The organism is Streptococcus sp. 27098_8_73 (genome assembly GCF_041432495.1).
Taxonomy (GTDB): Bacteria; Bacillota; Bacilli; order Lactobacillales; family Streptococcaceae; genus Streptococcus.
The window spans coordinates 25,024-46,560 of the sequence record NZ_JAPVZT010000012.1 but is presented as its reverse complement, the minus strand read 5'-3'; the positions used below and the strand labels follow the sequence as shown (position 1 = coordinate 46,560).

At 34.5% G+C, this 21,537-nt stretch carries 18 protein-coding genes; all 18 read left to right on the top strand.

Annotation, left to right across the window (positions count from 1 at the left end):
* Positions 1-31 precede the first annotated feature (31 nt).
* On the top strand, positions 32-6,268 hold the full coding sequence (locus O3651_RS08505; RefSeq protein ID WP_180364038.1) for a DEAD/DEAH box helicase family protein: 6,237 nt from the start codon (positions 32-34) through the stop codon (positions 6,266-6,268).
* A gap of 74 nt (positions 6,269-6,342) precedes the next feature.
* Positions 6,343-6,627 (top strand): DUF5962 family protein, encoded by a 285-nt coding sequence (locus O3651_RS08500; RefSeq protein WP_084972559.1) that lies wholly within the window; start codon positions 6,343-6,345, stop codon positions 6,625-6,627.
* A 13-nt stretch (positions 6,628-6,640) separates the two neighbouring features.
* Positions 6,641-6,940 carry a DUF5966 family protein gene (locus O3651_RS08495; RefSeq protein WP_048791728.1) on the top strand — a complete coding sequence of 100 codons (300 nt, stop codon included), beginning with the start codon at positions 6,641-6,643 and terminating at the stop codon, positions 6,938-6,940.
* A 154-nt stretch (positions 6,941-7,094) separates the two neighbouring features.
* Positions 7,095-7,277 (top strand): salivaricin M family lantibiotic, encoded by a 183-nt coding sequence (slmA, locus tag O3651_RS08490; protein ID WP_016397469.1) that lies wholly within the window; start codon positions 7,095-7,097, stop codon positions 7,275-7,277.
* A gap of 157 nt (positions 7,278-7,434) precedes the next feature.
* A complete protein-coding gene (slmA, locus tag O3651_RS08485) occupies positions 7,435-7,617 on the top strand; it encodes a salivaricin M family lantibiotic (protein ID WP_016397470.1) in 183 nt (60 codons plus the stop codon).
* A gap of 162 nt (positions 7,618-7,779) precedes the next feature.
* On the top strand, positions 7,780-7,962 hold the full coding sequence (gene slmA, locus O3651_RS08480) for a salivaricin M family lantibiotic (protein ID WP_023396278.1): 183 nt from the start codon (positions 7,780-7,782) through the stop codon (positions 7,960-7,962).
* An 86-nt stretch (positions 7,963-8,048) separates the two neighbouring features.
* Positions 8,049-8,225: a salivaricin M family lantibiotic gene (gene slmA, locus O3651_RS08475; RefSeq protein ID WP_025172692.1), complete on the top strand. Its 177-nt coding sequence runs from the start codon at positions 8,049-8,051 to the stop codon at positions 8,223-8,225.
* Between the two features lie 269 nt (positions 8,226-8,494).
* Positions 8,495-9,229, top strand: coding sequence for an ABC transporter ATP-binding protein (locus O3651_RS08470; RefSeq protein ID WP_084972629.1), 735 nt, complete (start codon positions 8,495-8,497; stop codon positions 9,227-9,229).
* Positions 9,230-9,241: 12 nt separating this feature from the next.
* Positions 9,242-11,257 carry an FtsX-like permease family protein gene (locus O3651_RS08465; protein WP_084972558.1) on the top strand — a complete coding sequence of 672 codons (2,016 nt, stop codon included), beginning with the start codon at positions 9,242-9,244 and terminating at the stop codon, positions 11,255-11,257.
* A 926-nt stretch (positions 11,258-12,183) separates the two neighbouring features.
* On the top strand, positions 12,184-12,912 hold the full coding sequence (locus tag O3651_RS08460; protein WP_239682820.1) for an ATP-binding protein: 729 nt from the start codon (positions 12,184-12,186) through the stop codon (positions 12,910-12,912).
* On the top strand, positions 12,893-13,489 hold the full coding sequence (locus O3651_RS08455; RefSeq protein WP_084972557.1) for a response regulator transcription factor: 597 nt from the start codon (positions 12,893-12,895) through the stop codon (positions 13,487-13,489). Before O3651_RS08460 ends, O3651_RS08455 begins: the two co-directional genes overlap by 20 nt.
* A 111-nt stretch (positions 13,490-13,600) precedes the next feature.
* Complete coding sequence (gene lanM, locus O3651_RS08450; RefSeq protein WP_048791723.1) at positions 13,601-16,555, top strand: type 2 lanthipeptide synthetase LanM; 2,955 nt, start codon at positions 13,601-13,603, stop codon at positions 16,553-16,555.
* Between the two features lie 12 nt (positions 16,556-16,567).
* Positions 16,568-18,691, top strand: a complete 2,124-nt coding sequence (locus tag O3651_RS08445; RefSeq protein WP_371610177.1) for a peptidase domain-containing ABC transporter — start codon at positions 16,568-16,570, stop codon at positions 18,689-18,691.
* Between the two features lie 109 nt (positions 18,692-18,800).
* Positions 18,801-19,442: a hypothetical protein gene (locus O3651_RS08440; RefSeq protein ID WP_048791721.1), complete on the top strand. Its 642-nt coding sequence runs from the start codon at positions 18,801-18,803 to the stop codon at positions 19,440-19,442.
* A 9-nt stretch (positions 19,443-19,451) separates the two neighbouring features.
* Complete coding sequence (locus O3651_RS08435) at positions 19,452-20,537, top strand: toprim domain-containing protein (RefSeq protein ID WP_048791720.1); 1,086 nt, start codon at positions 19,452-19,454, stop codon at positions 20,535-20,537.
* A 50-nt stretch (positions 20,538-20,587) separates the two neighbouring features.
* Positions 20,588-20,821: a DUF5965 family protein gene (locus O3651_RS08430; protein WP_084972556.1), complete on the top strand. Its 234-nt coding sequence runs from the start codon at positions 20,588-20,590 to the stop codon at positions 20,819-20,821.
* Positions 20,818-21,201 (top strand): DUF5945 family protein, encoded by a 384-nt coding sequence (locus O3651_RS08425; RefSeq protein WP_048791718.1) that lies wholly within the window; start codon positions 20,818-20,820, stop codon positions 21,199-21,201. Before O3651_RS08430 ends, O3651_RS08425 begins: the two co-directional genes overlap by 4 nt.
* Positions 21,202-21,238: 37 nt before the next feature.
* On the top strand, positions 21,239-21,514 hold the full coding sequence (locus tag O3651_RS08420; protein WP_048791717.1) for a hypothetical protein: 276 nt from the start codon (positions 21,239-21,241) through the stop codon (positions 21,512-21,514).
* The last annotated feature ends 23 nt before the right edge of the window (positions 21,515-21,537 follow it).

The following is a 21,537-nucleotide window of genomic DNA, read 5'->3' as shown; positions in this document are numbered from 1 at the left end:
TCCTATTTTCGTATAGATGAAAGGAGCGAGTATGGAAGTAATACAATTATTGGCTATGTTTCGTGGAACAATTCCAAAAGATAGAGAGAAAATGGACTTATTTCTTCGTTATCAAGCGCAACATTTTGATAAGAAATGGCAGGATTTGGTAGAGAGTTTTTTGACTGAAGAGGGCAAGATAGAAGAGATAGCTCATGTCTATTCGTTTCATCAAGATATTATTTCTTTCCTAGAGGCCAGTTCTGAAAATAATGACCAAGATTTAGAAAGTTACACAAGAAATTTTGGACAAGCAGGTCTAAGTAGATTATCTCAATTAAGTAATTTTGAGAAAAACTTGGTGCTAGAAGTCGCAACCTATAATCTTTTCACTCGATTTTACATCCAATCTGAAAAAGAGAAGCTAACACCATTGAGTGAGCTTGTATTTCATCAGAATCAGGATGTCAATTTAGTCAATGTCTATCGGGTTGCGAATAATCTATCTGACCGCATTAGTAGAGATATAGAGGAGTTTCTTCTAATTGTTGATTCCAAAGAACTAAAAAAGGAGGTTCTTGAGATTCATTTTGAAGAAAAAGAGGGAGATGTTCTAGCCTATTTAGGTTCAGAATTGATGGCTACTTTAGATACCGTTACGGATCTTGTCCATCATGAAGAAAACTACACACAACTCCCACTGACACAAAAGCTGAAGATAATTACTCATTTTGATGAAGTAAAAGCTAAAAGCGAAAAGTCTAATCAAGTAGAGGAAGTTTTATCTCCTTCAAGTGATATTGAGCAGGAAACGGAAGAAACTAACTCCTTTTCTAATGTCGATAAAATTGTAGAAGAAGCTTTGAGGGAATATCCAATCGGTTCACAAGTAAGTTATAAAGGACAAGTATTTCAGTTGGTTTCGATTGAAAATGCACACTTAAATGACTTAGTTCGATTAGAGTTATTCAATGATTCCAACCAGTTATTTGAAGAGAATCCTATCTTATACTTGAACAGTTTGGAAGAGATTGAACAAGTATTGTCTTTCGTAGAACTTGAAAAAGAAGATTCAGAGATTGAGATTGATTCATCAAGTGAAAGTCAGGAAATAGATTTGTTTTCCTATCTGGAAGAAGAAAATGAAAATGAAAATGAAAAGGAAAAGGAAAAAGATAAGGATAAGGAAACAGAAACGCTTATTTCAGATATGGAAGAGACGGATGTCCCCGTTCAAGATTTTGTTTTTCCAGATGATTTAGAGGACTTTTACCCTAAGACAAATCGAGAAAAAATTGAAACGAATATCGCCGCAATTGATCTTGTTAAAAGATTAGAAAAAGAGGGACGACAAGCAAGTCCAGAAGAACAAGAACTACTAGCCAAGTATGTTGGATGGGGTGGTCTTGCCAATGAATTTTTTGATGAACTCAATCCAAAGTATGAATCAGAGCGTTTAACTCTCAAGAGTTTAGTAAGTAAGTCAGAATACTCCACCATGAAACAAAGTTCCCTCACAGCCTATTATACAGACCCAATGATTATTCGCCAGATTTGGCAAAAATTACTGGATGATGGTTTTGAAGGAGGAAGGATACTAGATCCTTCTATGGGGACTGGAAATTTTTTTGCAGCTATGCCTAGAAGTATACGAGAGAAATCAGAACTCTATGGGGTTGAATTAGACAGTGTGACAGGCGCAATCGCAAAACAACTCCACCCCAATACCCATATTGAAGTGCGAGGATTTGAGGAAGTTCCCTATCAAAATAATAGTTTTGATTTAGTCTTAACGAATGTTCCCTTTGGAAATTTTCGCATTGCCGATAAAAACTATGATAAACCTTATATGATTCATGATTACTTTGTCAAACACTCACTTGATTTAGTAAGAGACGGAGGACAAGTGTCGATCATCTCATCTATCGGGACAATGGATAAGCGGACAGATAATGTCTTACAAGAGATTAAAACCAACACTCATTTTTTAGGGGGAGTACGTTTGCCGGATACGGCTTTTAAAAAGATTGCGGGTACTCGAGTAACCACAGACCTCCTCTTCTTTCAAAAGGATCAAGCAAAGAATCTTAATGAGGAGGAACTTGTTTTTAGTGGCTCTATTCCATTTGAGGAGGATAAGCGTGTCTGGATCAATCCTTATTTTGATGGGAAATACAATACACAAGTTTTGGGTGAATATGAGGTACGTAATTTTAATGGAGGAACCCTCAATGTTAAGGGGGTATCAGAAACATTATCTACTGATATAATGAAAGCATTAGAGAATGTGGAAGCACATAAACAAATTGACAATTCTTTGAAAGCACCTGTATTTATCCAAGAAGAAGTGGATAATTCTATCCCAAGTCGTATACGTGAGGACTTAGCGCTCTATTCTTTTGGATATGAGGGAAATCAAATTTATTATCGAGATACGCATGGCATTCGGAAAAGTTCAAAAGTAGACGAAATTAGTTATTATGTAGACGAGAAGGGAGAATTTAAAGCCTGGGACAGTTCTTTGTCTGAACATAAAATAGATCGATTCGTGCAACTTCATTTGACAGATGAGGAAGCACTAGATGTATACAAGTCAGAAGAAGCGAGCAAAAGAGGGAAATATAAGGGACTGTTCAAAAAAACTGTCTTTTATGAAAGTCCCTTATCGGATAAGGACATTAGTCGCATTAGGGGAATGGTTGATCTAAGAGAGACCTATCAGGCCTTAATTGAAATTCAACGCCATCCAGATTATAGTCGGTCTGATTTTCAGGTATTACTTAGTAAACTCAATCGTGACTATGACCATTTTGTAAGTCAATTTGGATACTTGAATGCCTCCGTTAATCGGAACTTATTTGATAGTGACGATAAGTATTCCTTACTAGCTAGTTTAGAAGATGAATACATTGATTCTAAAAGTCAGAAAGTAAAATATAAAAAATCTTTAGCCTTTGAGAAAGCATTGGTTAGGCCCGAGAGAGTGATTACAAGAGTATCAACGGCTTTAGATGCCTTAAACTCCAGTTTATCGGATGGTAGAGGGGTTGATTTAGACTATATGGTATCAATTTACCCTGAACATAGCCAAGCAGCTATTTTAGATGAGTTAGGGGATCAGGTTTTAATGGATCCAGAAAGCTATTTAAGAGGAGAAAGAAAATATCTTTCTAAGAACCAGTTTTTATCAGGAGACATTCTCAATAAGATAGAAGTAGTTCAACTGTTAGTAGAGGAAAACAATCAAGAATGTGATTGGAGCCATGCTTTAGATTTGTTAGAATCTGTCCGTCCTCCACGGATTCATCTGGCAGATATTGAGTTTAATATAGGCTCACGTTGGATTCCTCAATCCGTTTATGGTAAATTTGCCTTTGAATGTTTTACCAATCATGAATTTGAATTGTCTTCGCCAGATGTTGAACAAGTCATTGAAGTGAATCCTGTCGATGGCCAGGTTCACTTAAGGACATCATTTGCTTATCAATATCCAAGTGCCAAAGATAGTAGTCTTGGAGTTAGTGGGTCACGTTATGATACAGGAAGAAAGATCTTTGAGAATTTACTTAATTCGAACCAACCGACGATTACTATGACTGTTACGGAAGGGGAAAAGAAAAAGACTATCACAGATTTGGAAAAAACCTCTGTTCTAAGAGCAAAAGAGCAGCATTTACAAGAGCTCTTTCAAGAATTTGTCTCACGGTATCCAGAAGTCCAACAAATCATTGAGGAAAGCTACAATCGTCTTTATAATCGAACGGTTAGTCGAGAGTATGACGGTAGCCATTTAGTTATTGATGGCTTGGCTCAAAACATTAGTCTTCGTCCTCACCAAGAGAATGCCATTCAAAGAATCGTAGAAGAAAAAAGAGCCTTATTAGCTCACGAGGTAGGTTCAGGAAAGACCTTGACCATGCTTGGTGCTGGGTTTAAATTAAGGGAGTTGGGGATGGTTCATAAGCCCTTGTATGTAGTGCCCTCTAGTTTGTCTGCTCAATTTGGTCAAGAAATCATGAAATTTTTCCCTACTAAAAAGGTCTTTGTGACCACTAAGAAAGATTTTGTGAAGGCGAGAAGAAAACAATTTGTGTCACGTATTATTACAGGAGATTACGATGCCATTGTCATTGGGGATTCTCAATTTGAAAAAATCCCTGTCAGTAAGGAAAGACAGATGAACTATATTGAGGATAAACTCAATGAACTACGAGAGATTAAAACACATTCTGAAAATAAGTATACCGTTAAAGAAGCGGAACAATCAATTAGTGGTTTAGAGAGACAATTGGAAGAACTCCAACGCTTCAATCGTGATAGCTTTATTGATTTTGAAAACTTAGGAATTGATTTTCTTTTTGTGGATGAAGCACATCACTTTAAAAATATACGTCCGATTACTGGACTTGGAAATGTAGCAGGGATTACCAATACAACGTCTAAGAAGAATGTGGATATGGAAATGAAGGTTCGACAGATTCAGGAAGAACATGATTTTAAAAACATTGTCTTTGCGACAGGAACACCAGTTTCCAATTCTATTAGTGAGCTCTACACTATGATGAACTACATTCAACCAGATATCTTAAAACGCTATCAAGTTGATTATTTTGACTCTTGGGTAGGTGCTTTTGGAGAAATTCAAAACTCTATGGAATTAGCTCCTACAGGGGATAAGTACCAACCTAAGAAGCGATTTAAAAAATTTGTCAATCTTCCTGAGTTGATGAAAATCTATAAAGAAACAGCCGACATTCAAACACAAGATATGTTGGATTTACCTGTCCCAGAAGCCCATATTATTCCTATTGAGAGTGAGTTAACTGAAAATCAGAAACTCTATTTAGAAGAATTGGTTATGAGGTCAGATGCGGTCAAATGTGGAACAGTTGATCCGAGCCAGGATAACATGTTAAAAATTACGGGTGAGGCACGAAAACTAGCAATTGATATGCGTTTATTGGACTCTAGTTATAGTCTAGCAGACAATCATAAACTGCTTCAGGTAGTGGATAATGTTGAGAGAATTTATCGTGAAGGAATGGAAAATAAGGCTACTCAGATGATTTTTTCAGATATTGGCACACCTAAGAAAAAAGATAATGGCTTTGATGTTTATTCTGAAATGAAGGCTTTATTAGTTGATAGAGGAATCCCTAGTAAAGAAATTGCCTTTGTACATGATGCCAATAGTGATGAAAAGAAGAATAGTTTATCTCGAAAGGTTAATGCAGGAGAGGTGCGGATTCTCCTTGCCTCAACTGAAAAAGGAGGAACAGGTTTAAATGTTCAGAGCAAGATGAAAGCAGTTCATCACCTGGATGTACCGTGGAGACCAAGTGACATTCAGCAACGCAATGGACGTATTATCCGACAGGGAAATGAAAACAAGGAAGTGGATATTTACCACTACATTACAAAAGGTTCATTTGATAATTATCTATGGGCAACTCAGGAGAACAAACTCCGTTATATTAAGCAGATTATGACTTCTAAGGAGCCGATTCGTGCTGCAGAAGACATTGATGAGCAGACCATGACAGCTTCTGATTTTAAGGCACTAGCAACAGGTAATCCTTATCTCAAATATAAGATGGAACTAGAGAATGATCTAACCCTATTAGAAAATCAAAGACGCGCCTTTCAACGCAGCAAAGATCACTATCGTCATACAATCTCCTACTGTGAAGAAAATATGCCCATTCTTGAGAAACGATTAAGCAAGTATGAAGGCGACATTCAACAGTCTGAAATGTCGAAAGACCAAGCATTTTCTATGGCAGTAGGCAAGCAATTTTTTGATCAACGAGCTGAAGCAGGGGAATCCCTACACCGTCTTATCCGTCATAATCAATCAGACAGCAAAGAATTTCGTACCCTAGCCAGTTATCGAGGATTTGACATTAAAATGCTTAGTCTTCCAACAAATCAACCTCTTCCTGAAACTTTCTCTGTTAAGATTGTAGGAGAAAATCTGTATTCTGTCAGTTTAGATTTGTATTCTCCTTTGGGGACAATTCAAAGGCTCCAACATACGATTGATCACATTAAAGAGGACCAAGTGAAAACTCAGAACTTATTGGATGAATTAAAGGATAAATGGACTACTGCTAAAGTTGAAATTGAGAAAAATTTTCCAAAGGAAGAGGATTATCAAACTAAAAAGGCCGAATACAATGTACTCGCGCCATTGATTGAAACAGAAACGGATTTAGATATTATTGATCAGGCCTTAAGACAATTCCACGAAAAAGAAAAGCAAGAACAACTTTCTTTTGAATTGGATTAAAAAATATATATAAATAGCGGACAATAAAAGAAAAGCGCGGTAAAATAAAGATAGAAAGAAACGAGGTGACGATTATGATGGAAGATACCTATTATCAATTGGAAGAGGCCTTGGTACAGGGATTTCAAACACCTGAAGAATACCAAGCCTACAAGGAGCTAAAGGAACATTATGAGGAAGTGACAGGGGATTACAGTTTTTCTAAACAAGAACTCACTAGTCAATTGGAAATCGCTCTTCAGAATCATCGAGGCGAGGACTTTGAAGATTATGAGAAAGAGGAGTATTTGGCCTTAGTTCAAAAATTAGAAGAGTTTGATTATTCTCTTGCCACCCATTATCGTCAGTTGATTGACTAGAAAGGAGAAAGTCATGAAAGATTTACTCCTTATCCCAGTAATTTTTTTAGCAGTAGGAGGAATTCTCATTCTTTTATGGAGACTCTTTCTTATTGCAAGTGGACTTTTCCTTATTGGTTTTGTCAGTTTTCTTATTTTCATAGAGGTCTATGGAATTTATCTGTTCTTTACTGAACCGACCCTTTATATGGAAGATTTATCCCAGAATGGTCTGATCAGTTTTACAGGATTTTATGTGGTATTTAATCTAGCCTTGCTTGTATGTGGTGTTTTGAAAATCATTAGTTGGACAAGAAGATTAAAAAGTAGCTGAGCAAGAGATTGTTCAGCTACTTTTTAATTGGGCACTATAAAAATTTTTCTCGAAAATAAGAAACTTGCACGATTTACTCATTACTTAGCCAATACTAGAGTTTATACTAGTTACTGTAAAGATGATCATCTAAAAGAAGGAAGGAGGTAACCTTATGCCTAAAAATACAAGTCGTCCAGAGATTGATTCACTAAGTTTCGAGGTTGAAAACCAAGAACTTTCCGGTAAATCAGGTTCTGGTTGGTTTACAGCTGTTCAACTTACATTGGCGGGACGTTGTGGACGCTGGTTCACAGGCTCTTTCGAATGCACAACGAACAATGTGAAATGCGGATAGCCTAGATTTCGATACTCATCAATTTGAAAATGAAATTTTAAGTTAATATAACTTTGTAGAAATTAAACTGTTTTTAATGATTCTTTTACTTAAATTTTCATTTTCTTTGGAGAGTATAGAACTAGGTTTAAACCATAGTGAGTAGGAGTAGAAGAAAATGAGAAAAAATAACAATCATAAAGAAATTGATACACTTGATTTTGAAGTAAAAAACCAAGAGCTTTCTGGTAAATCAGGTTCTGGTTGGTTTACAGCTGTTCAACTTACATTAGCAGGACGTTGTGGACGTTGGTTTACAGGATCTTATGAATGTACATCAAATAATGTGAAGTGTGGCTAGTTTTTCTCACTACTAAAAAGTTTGATGTAGATTTGTTTCTATAGGATTCATTTTTCAATTTGAAACTTGTTATAGTCCTTTGGTTTGAGAGTAGACTGAAGGACTATATACAAGGTTTATGGAAAATATAAACGGAACGAAAGAAATTTACGGAGTAAAATTATGAAAAGTAAAAAAGTAAATACTGAGATTGATACGCTTGAATTTGAAATTGACAATCAGGAACTCAATGGTACCTCAGGATCTGGCTGGTGGTACACAGCTTTTAAAATGACACTAGCAGGTCGCTGTGGATTGTGTTTCACCTGTTCCTATGAGTGTACGACAAATAATGTTCGTTGTTAGATAAAACAAAAGGTAAATTCTAGTATTTTATTACAAAACATTGACAACACTTTGATTTAGTGTTATATTTACAAGGAGAAATACAAATGAAACAAGACAACTTTGAGATTGATTCTTTGGATTATGAAATTAATAGCCAAGAGTTGAATGGTAAATCTGCTGCAGGGTGGCGTACGGCTGTTAGATTAACAGTACAGGGTCGCTGTGGTTGGTGGTTTACATATTCTTATGAATGTACTTCGCCAAACGTGCGCTGTGGATAAAACTACCTCCATTCTTTGAGAGGAGGATAAAATGGAAGGAATTATTGGAACACTAGACTTCTATGCACCTGTAGTGGTCTTAGGAGTTATTGTCATAGGGATTGTTTACTTTATGAAAAAAAGAAACAATCGAAAATAATCAATATCGACCGATACCTAAAAAGTATCGGCTTTTTTTATAGCGTAAATATATTGCACAAAATACTCATGGCAAACCTTGAAAGAAACCGTATAATGAGAGTGTAAAAAAGAAACGGAGGAATGAAATGATGAAACAGCTTATCGTGACAGCATTAACGAAAACATTTGGTCAAGGGGATAATATCGTTCATGCTTTATCAGATGTGAACTTGTCCGTTGAAAAAGGTGAATTTCTGGCAATTATGGGGGCCAGTGGTAGTGGAAAAACGACACTCCTCAACTGTATTTCAACGATTGATAAACCAACATCAGGTGAGATTCGATTTGAAGATTTTGACATCATCCATGCCAAGGAAAATGAACTAGCTGACTATCGTGCTAAAAACATTTCCTATATTTTCCAAGCTTACAACTTGGTGGAAAACTTGACGGTCTATGAAAATATCGTTCTACCTCTTCAAATTCAGGGGAAAAATATCAAAAAACATCAGGATAAGATTGAGGAAATTTTGGATAAGTTGGCCATCCAAAACTTAAAAGATAAGTTTCCTAATCAGTTATCAGGTGGTCAACGACAACGTGTGGCAACTGCTAGAGCCTTGATTGATGATTCTAAACTGATCATCGCAGATGAGCCGACAGGAGCCTTGGACTCTGCCAATTCTGAAAAACTGATGGCACTTTTGCAGGAAATCAATAAAAGTTTTGGTATTACCATTTTACTGGTTACGCATGACCCTGCCGCAGCCAAGTACTCTTCACGGATGGTGCTACTTAGCGATGGAAAGATTATGGATGATTTGGAACGTAACAGCTTATCTAATGAACAGTATTTGCAAGAGATTTACAGCCGTACCAGATAGGAGGAGGAGAGTATGTATCCAAAATTGATTTTACGAAATGTATTTCGAAATTTACAGACCTATACCATCTATTTTTTCAGTCTGACCTTGATTTATAGCTTGCTCTACGCTTTTAATGCTTTACCAAGCCATCCAGTGATGCAAAGTTTATCAGGAGCAAAGGAAATGTTAACGACGGTGATGAGCCAGTACATGGGCTTGCTTTCCTATCTGATTCTATCGGCGATTGCCTTTCTCGTCGTTTATTCTACAAACTTTGTCCTGGGACGGCGCAAGAAAGAGCTGGGACTTTATGCAACGCTGGGAATGAAGAAGAAGCAGATTATCCGTACCCTGTTCTTTGAAACCATGCTGGTCAATATCTTTTCCTTGATTCTAGGTTTCTTGCTTGGGCTGGTCTTGTTGGTTGTTCTAGCTAAGGTGGCTTCTGAGTTTTTCATGGCGAATTACTTTGGTAATTTGGTTTTCTTTGATATAAAGTCTATCATCTTACTAGTTTATTCCTATTTGGTAACTAGTTTTATTGTTGGTGTCATGGACATTCTTACCTTTAGAAAGCAAAATATCATTGCACTCATTCAAGAAAATGGGGTCAAGAAATCTGTCTTGGCAAAAGGCAAGCCAGTTCTTCAAGCACTTCTCTTTATTCTTTCGACAGCTGTTATCGGTTTTGGTGCTCTCTATTTTTCAGACTATCACCATCTATCACTCTTGAAAAGCTGGGGTATCTTACTTGTATCTGTCTTCGTGATTTTTGTGATTTTATTTTACAATACCTTGAGCCATTTTATCTTGTTTTCCCTTAGAAAACTGCCTCAAACCTACTATAACAGACTAAACAGTTTTAAAATTCGTCAATTTTCAAAACAAGCTGACAGTAATTCGGTCACGTTGGCTGTCTTATCCTTGACCTGGACACTGGCTCTCAGCTTACTAGTTTTTAGTGGTAGTGCCTATACGACTATGAACCGAGAGCTGAACAAATACTCACCTTATGACGTATCTGTCAATCTTTATCGTGGTCAAGAGTTCCAGTTTTCTCAGGAATCTGTAAAAGACAGATTGAAAGCAGATGGATTTGACTTTAACCTCATCAAAGAGGAGTACAGCTATCCTATCTATTCTAGTGATTTAACCTATAAAGATTTGATTGATACTAGCAATCTTTGGGCGCATGATAAGGAACTTCCTGAATCAAAAGTACCGATTTTAGGAATTTCTGCCTACAATCATCTCCGCAAACTGCAAGGGAAAAAAGCGGTTGACTTGGCAGATAACCAATTTCTGGTCAATGCCAACTATAAAGGAACTGCCAAGCAGATTCAGGACTTTCTATCAACGACCAAAAACCTCACGATTAATGGTCATTCTCTCAATCTTGCATCTTCCAAGCCACTTGAAACAGTTTACTTTTTATCTTCAGTAGGTACAAATGACACAGGAACCTTGATTGTACCCGATAAGGTAGTAATTGGACTGACGGAAGACCACATGACCTATGTTGCCAATTTCAAAGAAAATATTGACAAGCGGAAAGTAGAAACATTCTTGAGTCAGTGGATTGAAAAATACTACTTCACTCGTGATGGTACAGAGTTGAATCCGTTCACCTATCAAACGAAAGGAAGAATTTTTGAGATTTATCTTGGATTTATGGGCGTCATCGTCTTTGTCATGATTTTTGTCAGTGTTATTTTTATCATTATTTCCCTCAGTATCTTGTCACTTCAAACTTCTACAAGTTCTTTGGATAGTGTCAATGATTATCAAATCTTATACCTTCTTGGGAATAAGAGAAAGCAAAATCGCTCTATTCTTTTGCAACAGATTCTAAGTTATTTCTTGGTTCCGCTGGTTATCGCAGGTCCGCTAGCACTTGCCTTGAGTACAGCTCTTTTGGGCTATTTTGAGAATTTCGCTAATACCAGCATTTCTATTGATATCACCTATCTGGGAGTAGCGGTTTTACTCTTTGTCCTTTACCTGCTAGTGACTTACAGAGTAAGTTGGCAAATTATTGAAAATTAAGTCAAATACCAGAGTTGCCTATCCGACAATTCTGGTATTGTGTTATAATGATATTAAAGTAGTTCAGGAAGTGGATACATATGAAACAGTTTGTCAAATTGATCTCGAAAAACTCACTTTTATTGTGGTGGTTGACGATTTTTAATCATCTAACTTTGATGATTTATATTTATTATAGGGTTCCTCTGGACTTTTCGACAGATTTTTCCTTACAGATGGTTTTATTGCTGATTATTGCTTTAATTGCATTTAGTTATATTTGTAATATTGTGACCTTTCGTTATAGTGAGTTGAAACTCTGGTTGCTCCTGATGATGTTTCTCATTAGCTGGCAATCCATATTTAATCAAGGAGTTACGAGCACCCTGTTGCACTTTTTTGATATCCTTCATCCGCTCAACTCTTTTTTATTGGTGTATAGTTCTCTGTCTATTCTCTTTCTGGGAGAGAAAATAGGAGAAGAACTGATGAGTGTGTCCTTTGTGTTGACACTAATCACAGTTAGTTCGTATCTGTTAAGTCCTTCAATTTTTCTCTTTCTGTCCTTGTTTGCGTCTTTCTTTTTAAACCTTGTTCCCTTGATTTTATTTATTTTATATCATGAAGAGTTGAAAAGTAAACTCAAGTATCAGAGACGAAATTTGTGGATATTAGCTTTAATATTGCCTCTTTCTTATTTCTTTTTGTATATCAATACGACGGGCTCAGGAGTGATGAACCTAGCCTGGTATCTGGAAATTGTTGGCATCTTAGTTTTTTTACACTTCAAAACTATTATCAGCTCTCTTCAAAAAAAGGTATCAGAGTTAAAATTGTCCTATATAAAAGCTTTTTCACACTTATTTTTACTAGTTATGTTTTTGTTAGTAGGTATTTTCATCATCTTTCGTCTAGATTTAAACACGAGCTTTTTGGTCTTGAATATCATGTTACTATTGTTCGGGATTTGTTCGGAAGAATTGATTCGCCTCTTTCGTTCTGCTGAAATGCTAGATGCTAGGGATTATGTAAAAGTTCTCTTTTTAAAGCGTAACCGTATGGTGAAAAATCTGCTGGCAAATGAAGACACAGAACAACAGTTCTCCGAATTTCTTCACAATGAAATCCTGCAAAATGTGATTGCAATAAAAAATTTCAATAAATATAGTAGCAATCAAGTTTTTGGTGAACAGATCAATCTGGTGACAGAGGAGTTGGTTCAGCGGATTCGTGAGCGGATGGATTATTATCAGCCAATGGTAGAAACAGACGAGCAGTTAGACATCCAGTATCAAGGGCTGATTAATCGAATTGTCAAGCGCTATCACGCAGAAAATGAAGTCGTCACACAGTTTCCTGTCCACTTTAGGCTTTTATCTCCTTACGATAAAATTGTCTATCGTCTGGTTGAGGAATTGGCGACCAATGCCGTTAAGTACGCTAGTGGTGGAACGATTTCTTTGAAGATTGATGTGCATGATGACGCTATTTTTATAATTTCTGAAAATGACTGCCTTCAAACAGAAAAATCCTTAGGTTATGGCTTGAAAAATATGTTTAATAAAATTAGTGTTTTAGGTGGTCAGATGCAGATTTTTGAAAATAATAAGAGATTTCGTGTAGAAATTACTCTCCCGATTGATAAGGAGTTGTGTTATGAGAATTTTGTTAATTGATGATCATAAATTATTTAGTCAAAGTATCAAGATGATTTTAGAGTTATCGGAAAACATTAAAAAGGTCCAGTTAGTGGATAATTTTTCGACTATTTCGGAGATTGCTTTTAATGACTACGACATTATTTTGATTGACATCAACCTGACGAGTCTGTATCAAGATGATGGGCTGACCTTGGCACAAGAGATTATCGACAATAGTTGTTCTAGTAAGGTTGTGATTTTGACAGGTTACAGTAAAAAAATGTATGAACACCGAGCTAAAGCTATGGGAGCTTATGGATTTCTGGACAAAAGTATGAACCCAGATGAGTTGGTTAAAAAATTGGAAAAGATTTATCTAGGTGGTAAGGTCTTTTCAGATGAAGTGATGGTAGAGGTGCTAACACCACGAGAAATCGAGATACTAGAACTGGTTAGAAATGGCTTGACCATTGATGATGTCTGTGACAAGGTCTATGTGAGTAAACGTACAGTTTCCAATCACTTGGCCAATATCTTTTCAAAATTGGGAGTGACTAACAGGCAGGAGGCGATTCACATAGCTGAGCAGTTGGGCTATTTTCCACCAGATTAAAAAGTTGCAGAAGATGCAGCTTTTTTAATTTATTTACAAAAATTGCACATATTACTCATTCTAATAAACGGTAAATTTGATAATCTATTAGTAATTAAGGAGGAGATCATTATGTCTATTGTATCTGAAAAATGGTTAAGTTTATTTAATAATATCGAAGATGATGAGCAGTTAGATGAATTTTTAAAGACTACCTCTGGAGATAGTCTACAAGATTGGGAAGAAAAATTTCTTCAGTACGAGCAGTGTGGAAAAGATTATATTGAGCGAGAGTTAGGAACAATCTTATATGATGAATATAACCCTCAGGAAAAGCTCAGAGTAAGTATTCATTGGCTAGATTTATTTAAACCAATTTGTTTTAAATACTTAGAGCGATTATCTAGCTTTTTAAATAAAACGCAATGTATAACCAATACAAATGAATTTATTCTAGATATTGAATCAGTATTTTTTGAAATTTGTATGAATATGAGCTATAGAACGGTTGTCTTAGAGATTAATGATTTAAGGAGAGCGTCTCGTTTAGAAGGTGAAGATAGTAAAAATAGATACAATTATTTTATCAATACTTTATTAAAGGACAGAGATTATATATTGGAGTTTTATAAAAAGTATCCCGTCTTGTTTGAGTTATTAGATAAGAAGATTTCTAACGTCTTAGACTATATTGAACAAATTATTCTCCATTTTGAAGAGAACCTAATTGACCTAGAAAGTTATTTTAATTATAAGAATTTAAAATTATCGAGTATTGATTTTAATGCTGGCGATACTCACTCTAATGGTAAGAGTGTTTGTATTCTTAAATTAAATACTAAGAAAAAGCTAGTTTACAAACCAAGAAATATGTTTATCGATGTTAATTTAAACTTATTCTCTAAAGAATTTGCTCATCGTTTTGGACTTTCAGAATTATTATTCGTCCCTAAAACACTGAGTAAAGATTCTTATAGCTTTGTAGAGTTTATAGAAGAGAAAGAATGCAATTCACTTCAGGAGGTAGAAGCTTATTATACAAATATGGGAAAACTTTTAGCATTTTTACATATTTTTGGTGCTAAAGATTATCATGGTGAAAACATTTTAGCTTGTCAAGAACATCCTTATCTTATTGATAATGAGACGATATTGCATTTCAGTGAGCCTGTAAATATCACTTCAAATGCACAAAATATTTATAATTTTGTAACTAACTCAGTTTATAGTGTGGGAATATTACCAATGAACCTTTATTCAGTAAATAATGACAAAGGAATGGAAATTGGAGCATTAAATTCAGGTGAAAGGCGAGAATCACCTTATTTATCCCATCAACTGGCTAATGTTGGGACTGATGAAATTAGAATTGAAAAAGTATTTAAAATAGTCGGGGATTTCCCTAGCACAGTAAGATATAAAGGAAAAAACGTATCGTGTTCTAGTTACCTCAACGAAGTTCAAAGAGGATTTGAAACTATTTACAAAATTGTTTTACAAAATAGAAATATAGTTTCTAGGATGATCGTTAAATATTTTGAAAATTGTGAGACGAGATATATTTATCGAAATACCAATATTTATGTACAATTTCTTGAAACAAGCCATCACCCAGAATTGTTAAAAAATAAATATGATTTTGAAATGTATTTGCTTCGTTTATTTGAATATGGTGATGTTGCTAATCTTTTTGATAATGTTATGATGAAAGATGAGGTTTGCCAGCTTAGAAAAGGTGATGTTCCAATATTTTATGCGAATACAAGTAGCAATGAAATTCATAATGGACTAGGTCGATATATTTGTGCTTTAGACGGACATAGTATCGTTAATAAGGTTTTAAATAGAATAACTAGTTTATCAGATGATAATTTACTCAGACAAAAACGAATTATAAATATGGCTTTTATGGGGAGCGAGTTATTTCCAAAGAAATCTAGAGTATCTGAAGAACACATGAATACTGAAACTATTACTTCAAAAATAATCAATCGGATTTCATCAGCTAAATTTAAATTTAATAATGAGACTAGTTGGTTAGCGATGGTGGCTATGAATAAAAGCTATGAGATATATCCAATGGATTGTAGTCTATACAGTGGAACTTCTGGTATGATTTTGGGGATAACAAGCATAGATGATACTAGATTACGGACGCTTTTACCTGGGGTTATCAATTATACCAATAACTATATAAAAGAATTACAAGGGAATTTCCCTGTACACCAGTTAGGTGCTTTTACTGGTGTATATGGATACTTATATACATTGTGTGTGTTGAGAGAAGAAGGTACTCTATTTGATGAAGATATCGAAGAGATTATATATGAAACATTGTCGTCAACATTTAGACATCTACGAAATATTGATAATTTAGATATAATAGGTGGTTTAGCAGGAATTTTAGGAGTACTGATAAAAATCCAGAAAACAATGCTCGATAGTTCTCGGGTAACTGAGTTGACTCAGAATTTGTCTGAAGGTATAGTTCAAAAAATACTAGAAAAATATAAAAAAGATGGCTTTTGGATTGAAAATGATCCTGGATATGCTCATGGTAATTATGGCATTATTACGCAACTTTATAGATATTCTTTATCTAACACATGCAAATCTGATGTAAAAACTTCCATTATTTCTTGTATAAAAGAATATCTTGACAAAGAGCGTTCGTTACTATGTGGAAAAAAAGGTTTTCCTTTAAGAAAAAATGCCAAGTATTATTCATGGTGTAATGGTATTGTGGGAATCGTTAATGCTAAGAACTATTTAGAAACTAATGAATTTCCTGACAAATTTTTAAAGACCGAAGTTCAAGATTATTCCAATAAAATTTTAAATCAAGATCCTACTTTAGATAATTCAATCTGTCATGGAAGTATCGGGAACCTAGTCATTTTAGATTCTATTTTAGGCTATTCTGTTGATATAGAAAATAGAATAGCTACTGAAAGTATCTCATATCTTTGGGATAAAGAAACTTATGAATGTGATGATTGGGGGATTTTGACAGGAGAAATGGGAATATTGATGGCTAATGATAGAAAAAGTAGGACTAGATTAAATGATATACTACTTTTAAATTAATGGGGGTTAGATATGAAAAGAAACATCCCGTTTATCGAACAACACCAAAAAACAGAGTGTGGATTATGCTGTGTTGCGATGGTGTCAAGTTATTATAATCACGAAATTTCCGTTAAAGATCTGAGAAATCTAAAAGAAACAGGGAGGGATGGAACTAGTTTTCAAAATTTAATTGAACTGTTAGAAAATATGGGATTTAAAGTGAAATCATTCCGTTTTCCAAAAGATAGACCAGATGTATATAAACAGATAAAAGTTCCAGCCATTGCATTGTGGGAGAGTAAGCATTTTGTTGTTGTAGAAAAAGTAACTTCTAAATTTGTTTGGGTAATTGATCCTGAACTCGGAAAACTAAGATATGATTTAAATGAGTTCTCAGCCGGTTTCTCAGAATTTTTAATTAGTATTTCTAGTAGTGATAGAGTAATAAAACAAAAATCAAAAGAGAATTACGGAGAGATTTATGCGCAACTTTGGCAATCTTGGCATTATTTTGTACCTCTGTTATTTCTAACTTTTGTAAGTTATGCGGTTAGCTTTATTCTGCCTATATGGACGCAACGGCTATTAAATCAAGCCACAGGTGGCAATCAGTTTAATCCAGCAATTTTAGCGCTCAATTTTATTATTTTTACATTACTATACTTTATTATAATGCTCGGTCAGAGATATCTTTCTATTAATCTGACAAACGATATAGATAAAAGACTGAATAATAGTGTAATTGGTCGTTTGTTTCAATTACCATATAAATTTTTCTCTACTAGAAGTAGTGGTGATTTAATTTATTCTATAAATGGTTTGGGTAGAATTCGGCAATTATTTACAAATCAGGTTGTACTAGGAATATTAGATATTGGTTTTGTAATTTGTATTTTGTTTTACTTTCTATATATTGATTTTTTCGTGGCGATTATCGCTCTTATGTTAGTGGTAATAAATTTGTTGTTGCTTCTATTGACTAGAAAAAATTTGGAACAAAAAAGTAAATCTTTTGTGATAGCTCAGAATGATCTCCAAAATAAACAAATCGAAATGATTTATTCTATGATGGGAATAAAAATGGAAGGATTTGAAGTTCGAACGTTTAAACAATGGAAAGGTTATTTAGATAAGTATCTTTATAGATATAGAGCCAGTGAATTGTTCTCAAGTGTTGTTAATTCGTTATTTTCAATTATCACTTTTATATCTCCATTTATCCTATTATTTATTATGTTGTTGCCAGATAATCATTTAGGTAATAAGTTAGGTGGGATTTTTGCAGTATATTCTTTGTCATCTCTATTATTTGGTAAGATTAATAGTATTTTTGATACTATTGTAGCATTCTACAATAGCAAAACATTTTTATCTCGGATTTTAGAGATTTTAGGTGAAGAAACTGAGATAAATGGTGTAGTGAAACACGACTTAAATGGGGAAATTACACTTAAAAATGTTTCATTTTCATATACTAGAGATAGTAAAAAAGTACTTTCTAATGTGTCTATTGAAATAAAGAAGGGTGAGAAGGTAGCAATTGTTGGCTCTTCTGGATCAGGTAAAAGTACACTTTCCAAATTATTAATAGGTTTATTTCCAGCCTCCTCAGGTAGTATTTTATTTGATGACTTAGATTATAATTTGTTGGATAAACAGTATCTTCGTCAACAAATTGGCATTGTCCCACAAGACATGACTTTATTTAATAAAACCATATATGAGAATATTGCTGGAGATATCTCAGTCTCAGAGGAAGAAATGACAAAAATTTGTAAGTTAGTTAATATCCATGATGAAATTATGGAAATGCCCATGGGGTATAATACTTTAGTTTCAGAAATGGGAATGAATCTGTCAGGAGGGCAACGTCAGAGAATTATTTTAGCAAGAGCGCTAGTTAAGAAACCCAAAATAATACTTTTAGATGAAGCCACAAGTTATCTAGATAATGTTAATGAAAAAGAGATTATGCAGAAATTTAAAGAACAAAATATTACAATTATTGTTATTGCACATCGACTTTCTACCATTATCGATTCTAACCAGATTTTTGTAATGGATAAAGGAGAAATTGTAGAACAAGGAAGTCATACAGAACTATTGAATATGAAAAATGGTTTGTATAAAAAACTTTATCAGACGGATTACTAAATTTGTAATATATATTGGCCACCTTCGGGTGGCATTTTTACTTCTGTGATACTTTTTTCAAGATTTATCTGCTATTCTTGACCTAGTTTTTATAGAAAGAAGGTCTAAGATGTTAAATAAAGTCAAAACTAAAGCCTTAATTAGTGTTGGAGCAGTGGCTGCAACTAGCTTTATTCTCATGATGGGATATACTGTTGGTCAACACTCGACTGCTAAACAAAGTCGTAAAGAGATTGAATTGGCTGCAGCTAAACTTGTAGAGGATAAACAAGCAGAAGATAAAGCCAGCATTTTGTCATCGGATACTGTAAAAGAATTTTTGACTCAGTACTATACGAAAGAAAAGCTCGGAGAAAATAATACACGTATTCAACCTTATATGACTGAATCGGCTTATTCTCAAGAATTAACAAGTCAAAACGATGCCATGAACCAAGTGTATAAGGACTATATTTTGGATTATCATTTTGAAAAAGCTGATATCTTTGTCAATCAGACTACGAATCAAGCCATTGCCATGGTCTCTTATAATGTAACCTATGTATCTGATTTAAAGAATGCCAACCAATCAAAGACCAATCAGACAGAAACCAGAACGGTTAAGTTGTCTTATTCGAAACTACCAGGTAAGTTATTGGTCAATCAAGTACAGGTTTGGAAATCTGGATTGGATGATTTGGATAAGGCCACTCCCAAAACTTTGGAAGAATCCTCATCTGTTCCATCACTGCCAAATACTACGACAAAATGATGATGTTTTATGAATATAGAGGAATGTAAGCAAATCTCAATTCTTGATGTAGCAAGTCGTTTAGGTATCTCCTTTAAACAAGTTTCGAACAGTGTTTATGAGCATCCTGAACACGATTCATTTCGGATTTTTTCAACTACCAATACTTTTAAATGGTTTTCAAGAGATATTCAAGGTGATGTCATTGATTTTGTTCGACTTGTTAAGGGAATTTCCTTTAAAGAAGCTCTAGCTTTTTTTTCTGAAGAACCTTTTCAAAAAGAAGCTGTTCAAGAAAATAGGGAGAGACCATTTTATTATCCTTTAAAGAGAATAGAAGATTCTAACTGTAGTCTGGCCAGATATTATTTAACAGAATGTAGAGGAATCTCAGACGAAATCATAGAAAAGATGATTCAACAAGGTTTGATAGCACAAGCTAGTTGGAAAACAAATGAAACTGTTGAACCTGTTATTGTTTTTAAAAGCTTTGATCATCGTCACAAGCTGCAGGCAGCAAGCTTACAAGGTATTTATAAGAATCACTCTCTTCCTAGAGAGAGGCTGAAAACGATTCTAAAAGGAAGCCATGGACATATTGGAATATCCTTTGATATTGGTAAACCAAATAGACTGGTCTTTTGTGAATCGTTCATTGACTTAATGAGCTATTACGAACTGCATCAACAAAGTCTATCTGATGTTCGTTTGGTATCTATGGAAGGATTAAAAAGGTCTGTTATCGCTTATCAAACTTTACGACTGATAGCTGAAGAAAATCAGAAGTTGGAATTTTTAGATACAGTAACACCTTCAAAGTTATTGCCTTTGATCAATACAATTCGTGATACCACTACCTATTTTGATAATCATCCTGATTTATTGACACTGGCGGTAGATTGTGATGATGCAGGAAAAGATTTTTCTGATAAGTTATCTCAAGCAGGATTGCCTGTTTTACTGGATTTACCTAATAATGAATTTGGGAAAGAAAAAATAGACTGGAACGATATTCTTAGAGAAAAGAAATCAGATTTACAATTTATGCTTGAGACTGTAAAAGAGACATTTGGAAATCCACCAGTAAGACAATCATCTCAATGTTTAGAATTGTGATAACAAAATCAAGATGTTTTAGCTAATATTAGAATGAAGGAGGATCGTATATGACCATTATTGAACGCTTAGAAGAAAAAGTCACTAGGCAAGAAAGCAAGGTAGCAAGAGAGAAAGAAAAACTCGCTGCTTACAAAGAACAACTGGAGACAGCGATGTTTGCGACGTTCAAAAGGCGTCAAAGCATCAGTCACATGAGTTTTGAAGAAGCTCTTGACCATGCCTTTGGTAAAGAAAGACAATTCGATGATTCTGAATTTAGAAAGGATGAAATGAGTGAATGACAAAAAATTGGGATTTTAATCAACCATTAGAAAGTAAATCAGAAAATCAAGAAGATCCAGATAAAATTGCGGCCTTATTTGGAAATCATAAAGGAGGTAATGATGTAAATTATGAAGCAGCTTTTCAAAAGCGAAAACAAGCACCTGTGACGGAATCAAATCCTAGTTCTAAACCTAAAGTTACAGAGGTTAGAACAGGAAAAGAGACAGATATTACTACAAGTTATCAGCAACATCTAAAAAGACTGATTGCGGATAACAATAGCGATATTGAAAGTAGTCAAAAGAAAATTGAAGAGCTATATACGTTGATTGATACAAAGAATAAAGACAATAAGAAATTGCAGTCAATTTATGATGCGATTTCCGAATTACACTAAGCAGTCTTAAGAGGCTGCTTTTTTTGAGAGGCTATAGATGTTTACAACTTTTTTTAAGAAAAATCAAGACAATAGTGATGTATTTAAAAAGCTAATTCATAGACTATCTGATATGTCTGTCCAAGATCTTGAAAAAATAGATCGACTGTTAGATATCATTTTCACTCTAGATCAAGAATCAGAACAGCTAAAAACAGAAGCAATTTATAGAGAAGAAACTTTGGATGACACATTAAAGGAAGCTAAGAATCAACTTCATAAGGAACAATTGGAGAAGAATTTAGAGAGATTTAGGAAAGACGGAAGGAAGTGAATAGTTTTATAAAATTTTCTTTT

What these genes read in the sequence shown, in the direction of transcription:
- O3651_RS08505 (WP_180364038.1), top strand. Translation starts at nt 32, where the DNA reads ATGGAAGTAATACAATTATTGGCTATGTTTCGTGGAACAATTCCAAAA.
- O3651_RS08500 (WP_084972559.1), top strand. Translation starts at nt 6,343, where the DNA reads ATGATGGAAGATACCTATTATCAATTGGAAGAGGCCTTGGTACAGGGA.
- O3651_RS08495 (WP_048791728.1), top strand. Translation starts at nt 6,641, where the DNA reads ATGAAAGATTTACTCCTTATCCCAGTAATTTTTTTAGCAGTAGGAGGA.
- slmA (WP_016397469.1), top strand. Translation starts at nt 7,095, where the DNA reads ATGCCTAAAAATACAAGTCGTCCAGAGATTGATTCACTAAGTTTCGAG.
- slmA (WP_016397470.1), top strand. Translation starts at nt 7,435, where the DNA reads ATGAGAAAAAATAACAATCATAAAGAAATTGATACACTTGATTTTGAA.
- slmA (WP_023396278.1), top strand. Translation starts at nt 7,780, where the DNA reads ATGAAAAGTAAAAAAGTAAATACTGAGATTGATACGCTTGAATTTGAA.
- slmA (WP_025172692.1), top strand. Translation starts at nt 8,049, where the DNA reads ATGAAACAAGACAACTTTGAGATTGATTCTTTGGATTATGAAATTAAT.
- O3651_RS08470 (WP_084972629.1), top strand. Translation starts at nt 8,495, where the DNA reads ATGAAACAGCTTATCGTGACAGCATTAACGAAAACATTTGGTCAAGGG.
- O3651_RS08465 (WP_084972558.1), top strand. Translation starts at nt 9,242, where the DNA reads ATGTATCCAAAATTGATTTTACGAAATGTATTTCGAAATTTACAGACC.
- O3651_RS08460 (WP_239682820.1), top strand. Translation starts at nt 12,184, where the DNA reads ATGTTACTATTGTTCGGGATTTGTTCGGAAGAATTGATTCGCCTCTTT.
- O3651_RS08455 (WP_084972557.1), top strand. Translation starts at nt 12,893, where the DNA reads ATGAGAATTTTGTTAATTGATGATCATAAATTATTTAGTCAAAGTATC.
- lanM (WP_048791723.1), top strand. Translation starts at nt 13,601, where the DNA reads ATGTCTATTGTATCTGAAAAATGGTTAAGTTTATTTAATAATATCGAA.
- O3651_RS08445 (WP_371610177.1), top strand. Translation starts at nt 16,568, where the DNA reads ATGAAAAGAAACATCCCGTTTATCGAACAACACCAAAAAACAGAGTGT.
- O3651_RS08440 (WP_048791721.1), top strand. Translation starts at nt 18,801, where the DNA reads ATGTTAAATAAAGTCAAAACTAAAGCCTTAATTAGTGTTGGAGCAGTG.
- O3651_RS08435 (WP_048791720.1), top strand. Translation starts at nt 19,452, where the DNA reads ATGAATATAGAGGAATGTAAGCAAATCTCAATTCTTGATGTAGCAAGT.
- O3651_RS08430 (WP_084972556.1), top strand. Translation starts at nt 20,588, where the DNA reads ATGACCATTATTGAACGCTTAGAAGAAAAAGTCACTAGGCAAGAAAGC.
- O3651_RS08425 (WP_048791718.1), top strand. Translation starts at nt 20,818, where the DNA reads ATGACAAAAAATTGGGATTTTAATCAACCATTAGAAAGTAAATCAGAA.
- O3651_RS08420 (WP_048791717.1), top strand. Translation starts at nt 21,239, where the DNA reads ATGTTTACAACTTTTTTTAAGAAAAATCAAGACAATAGTGATGTATTT.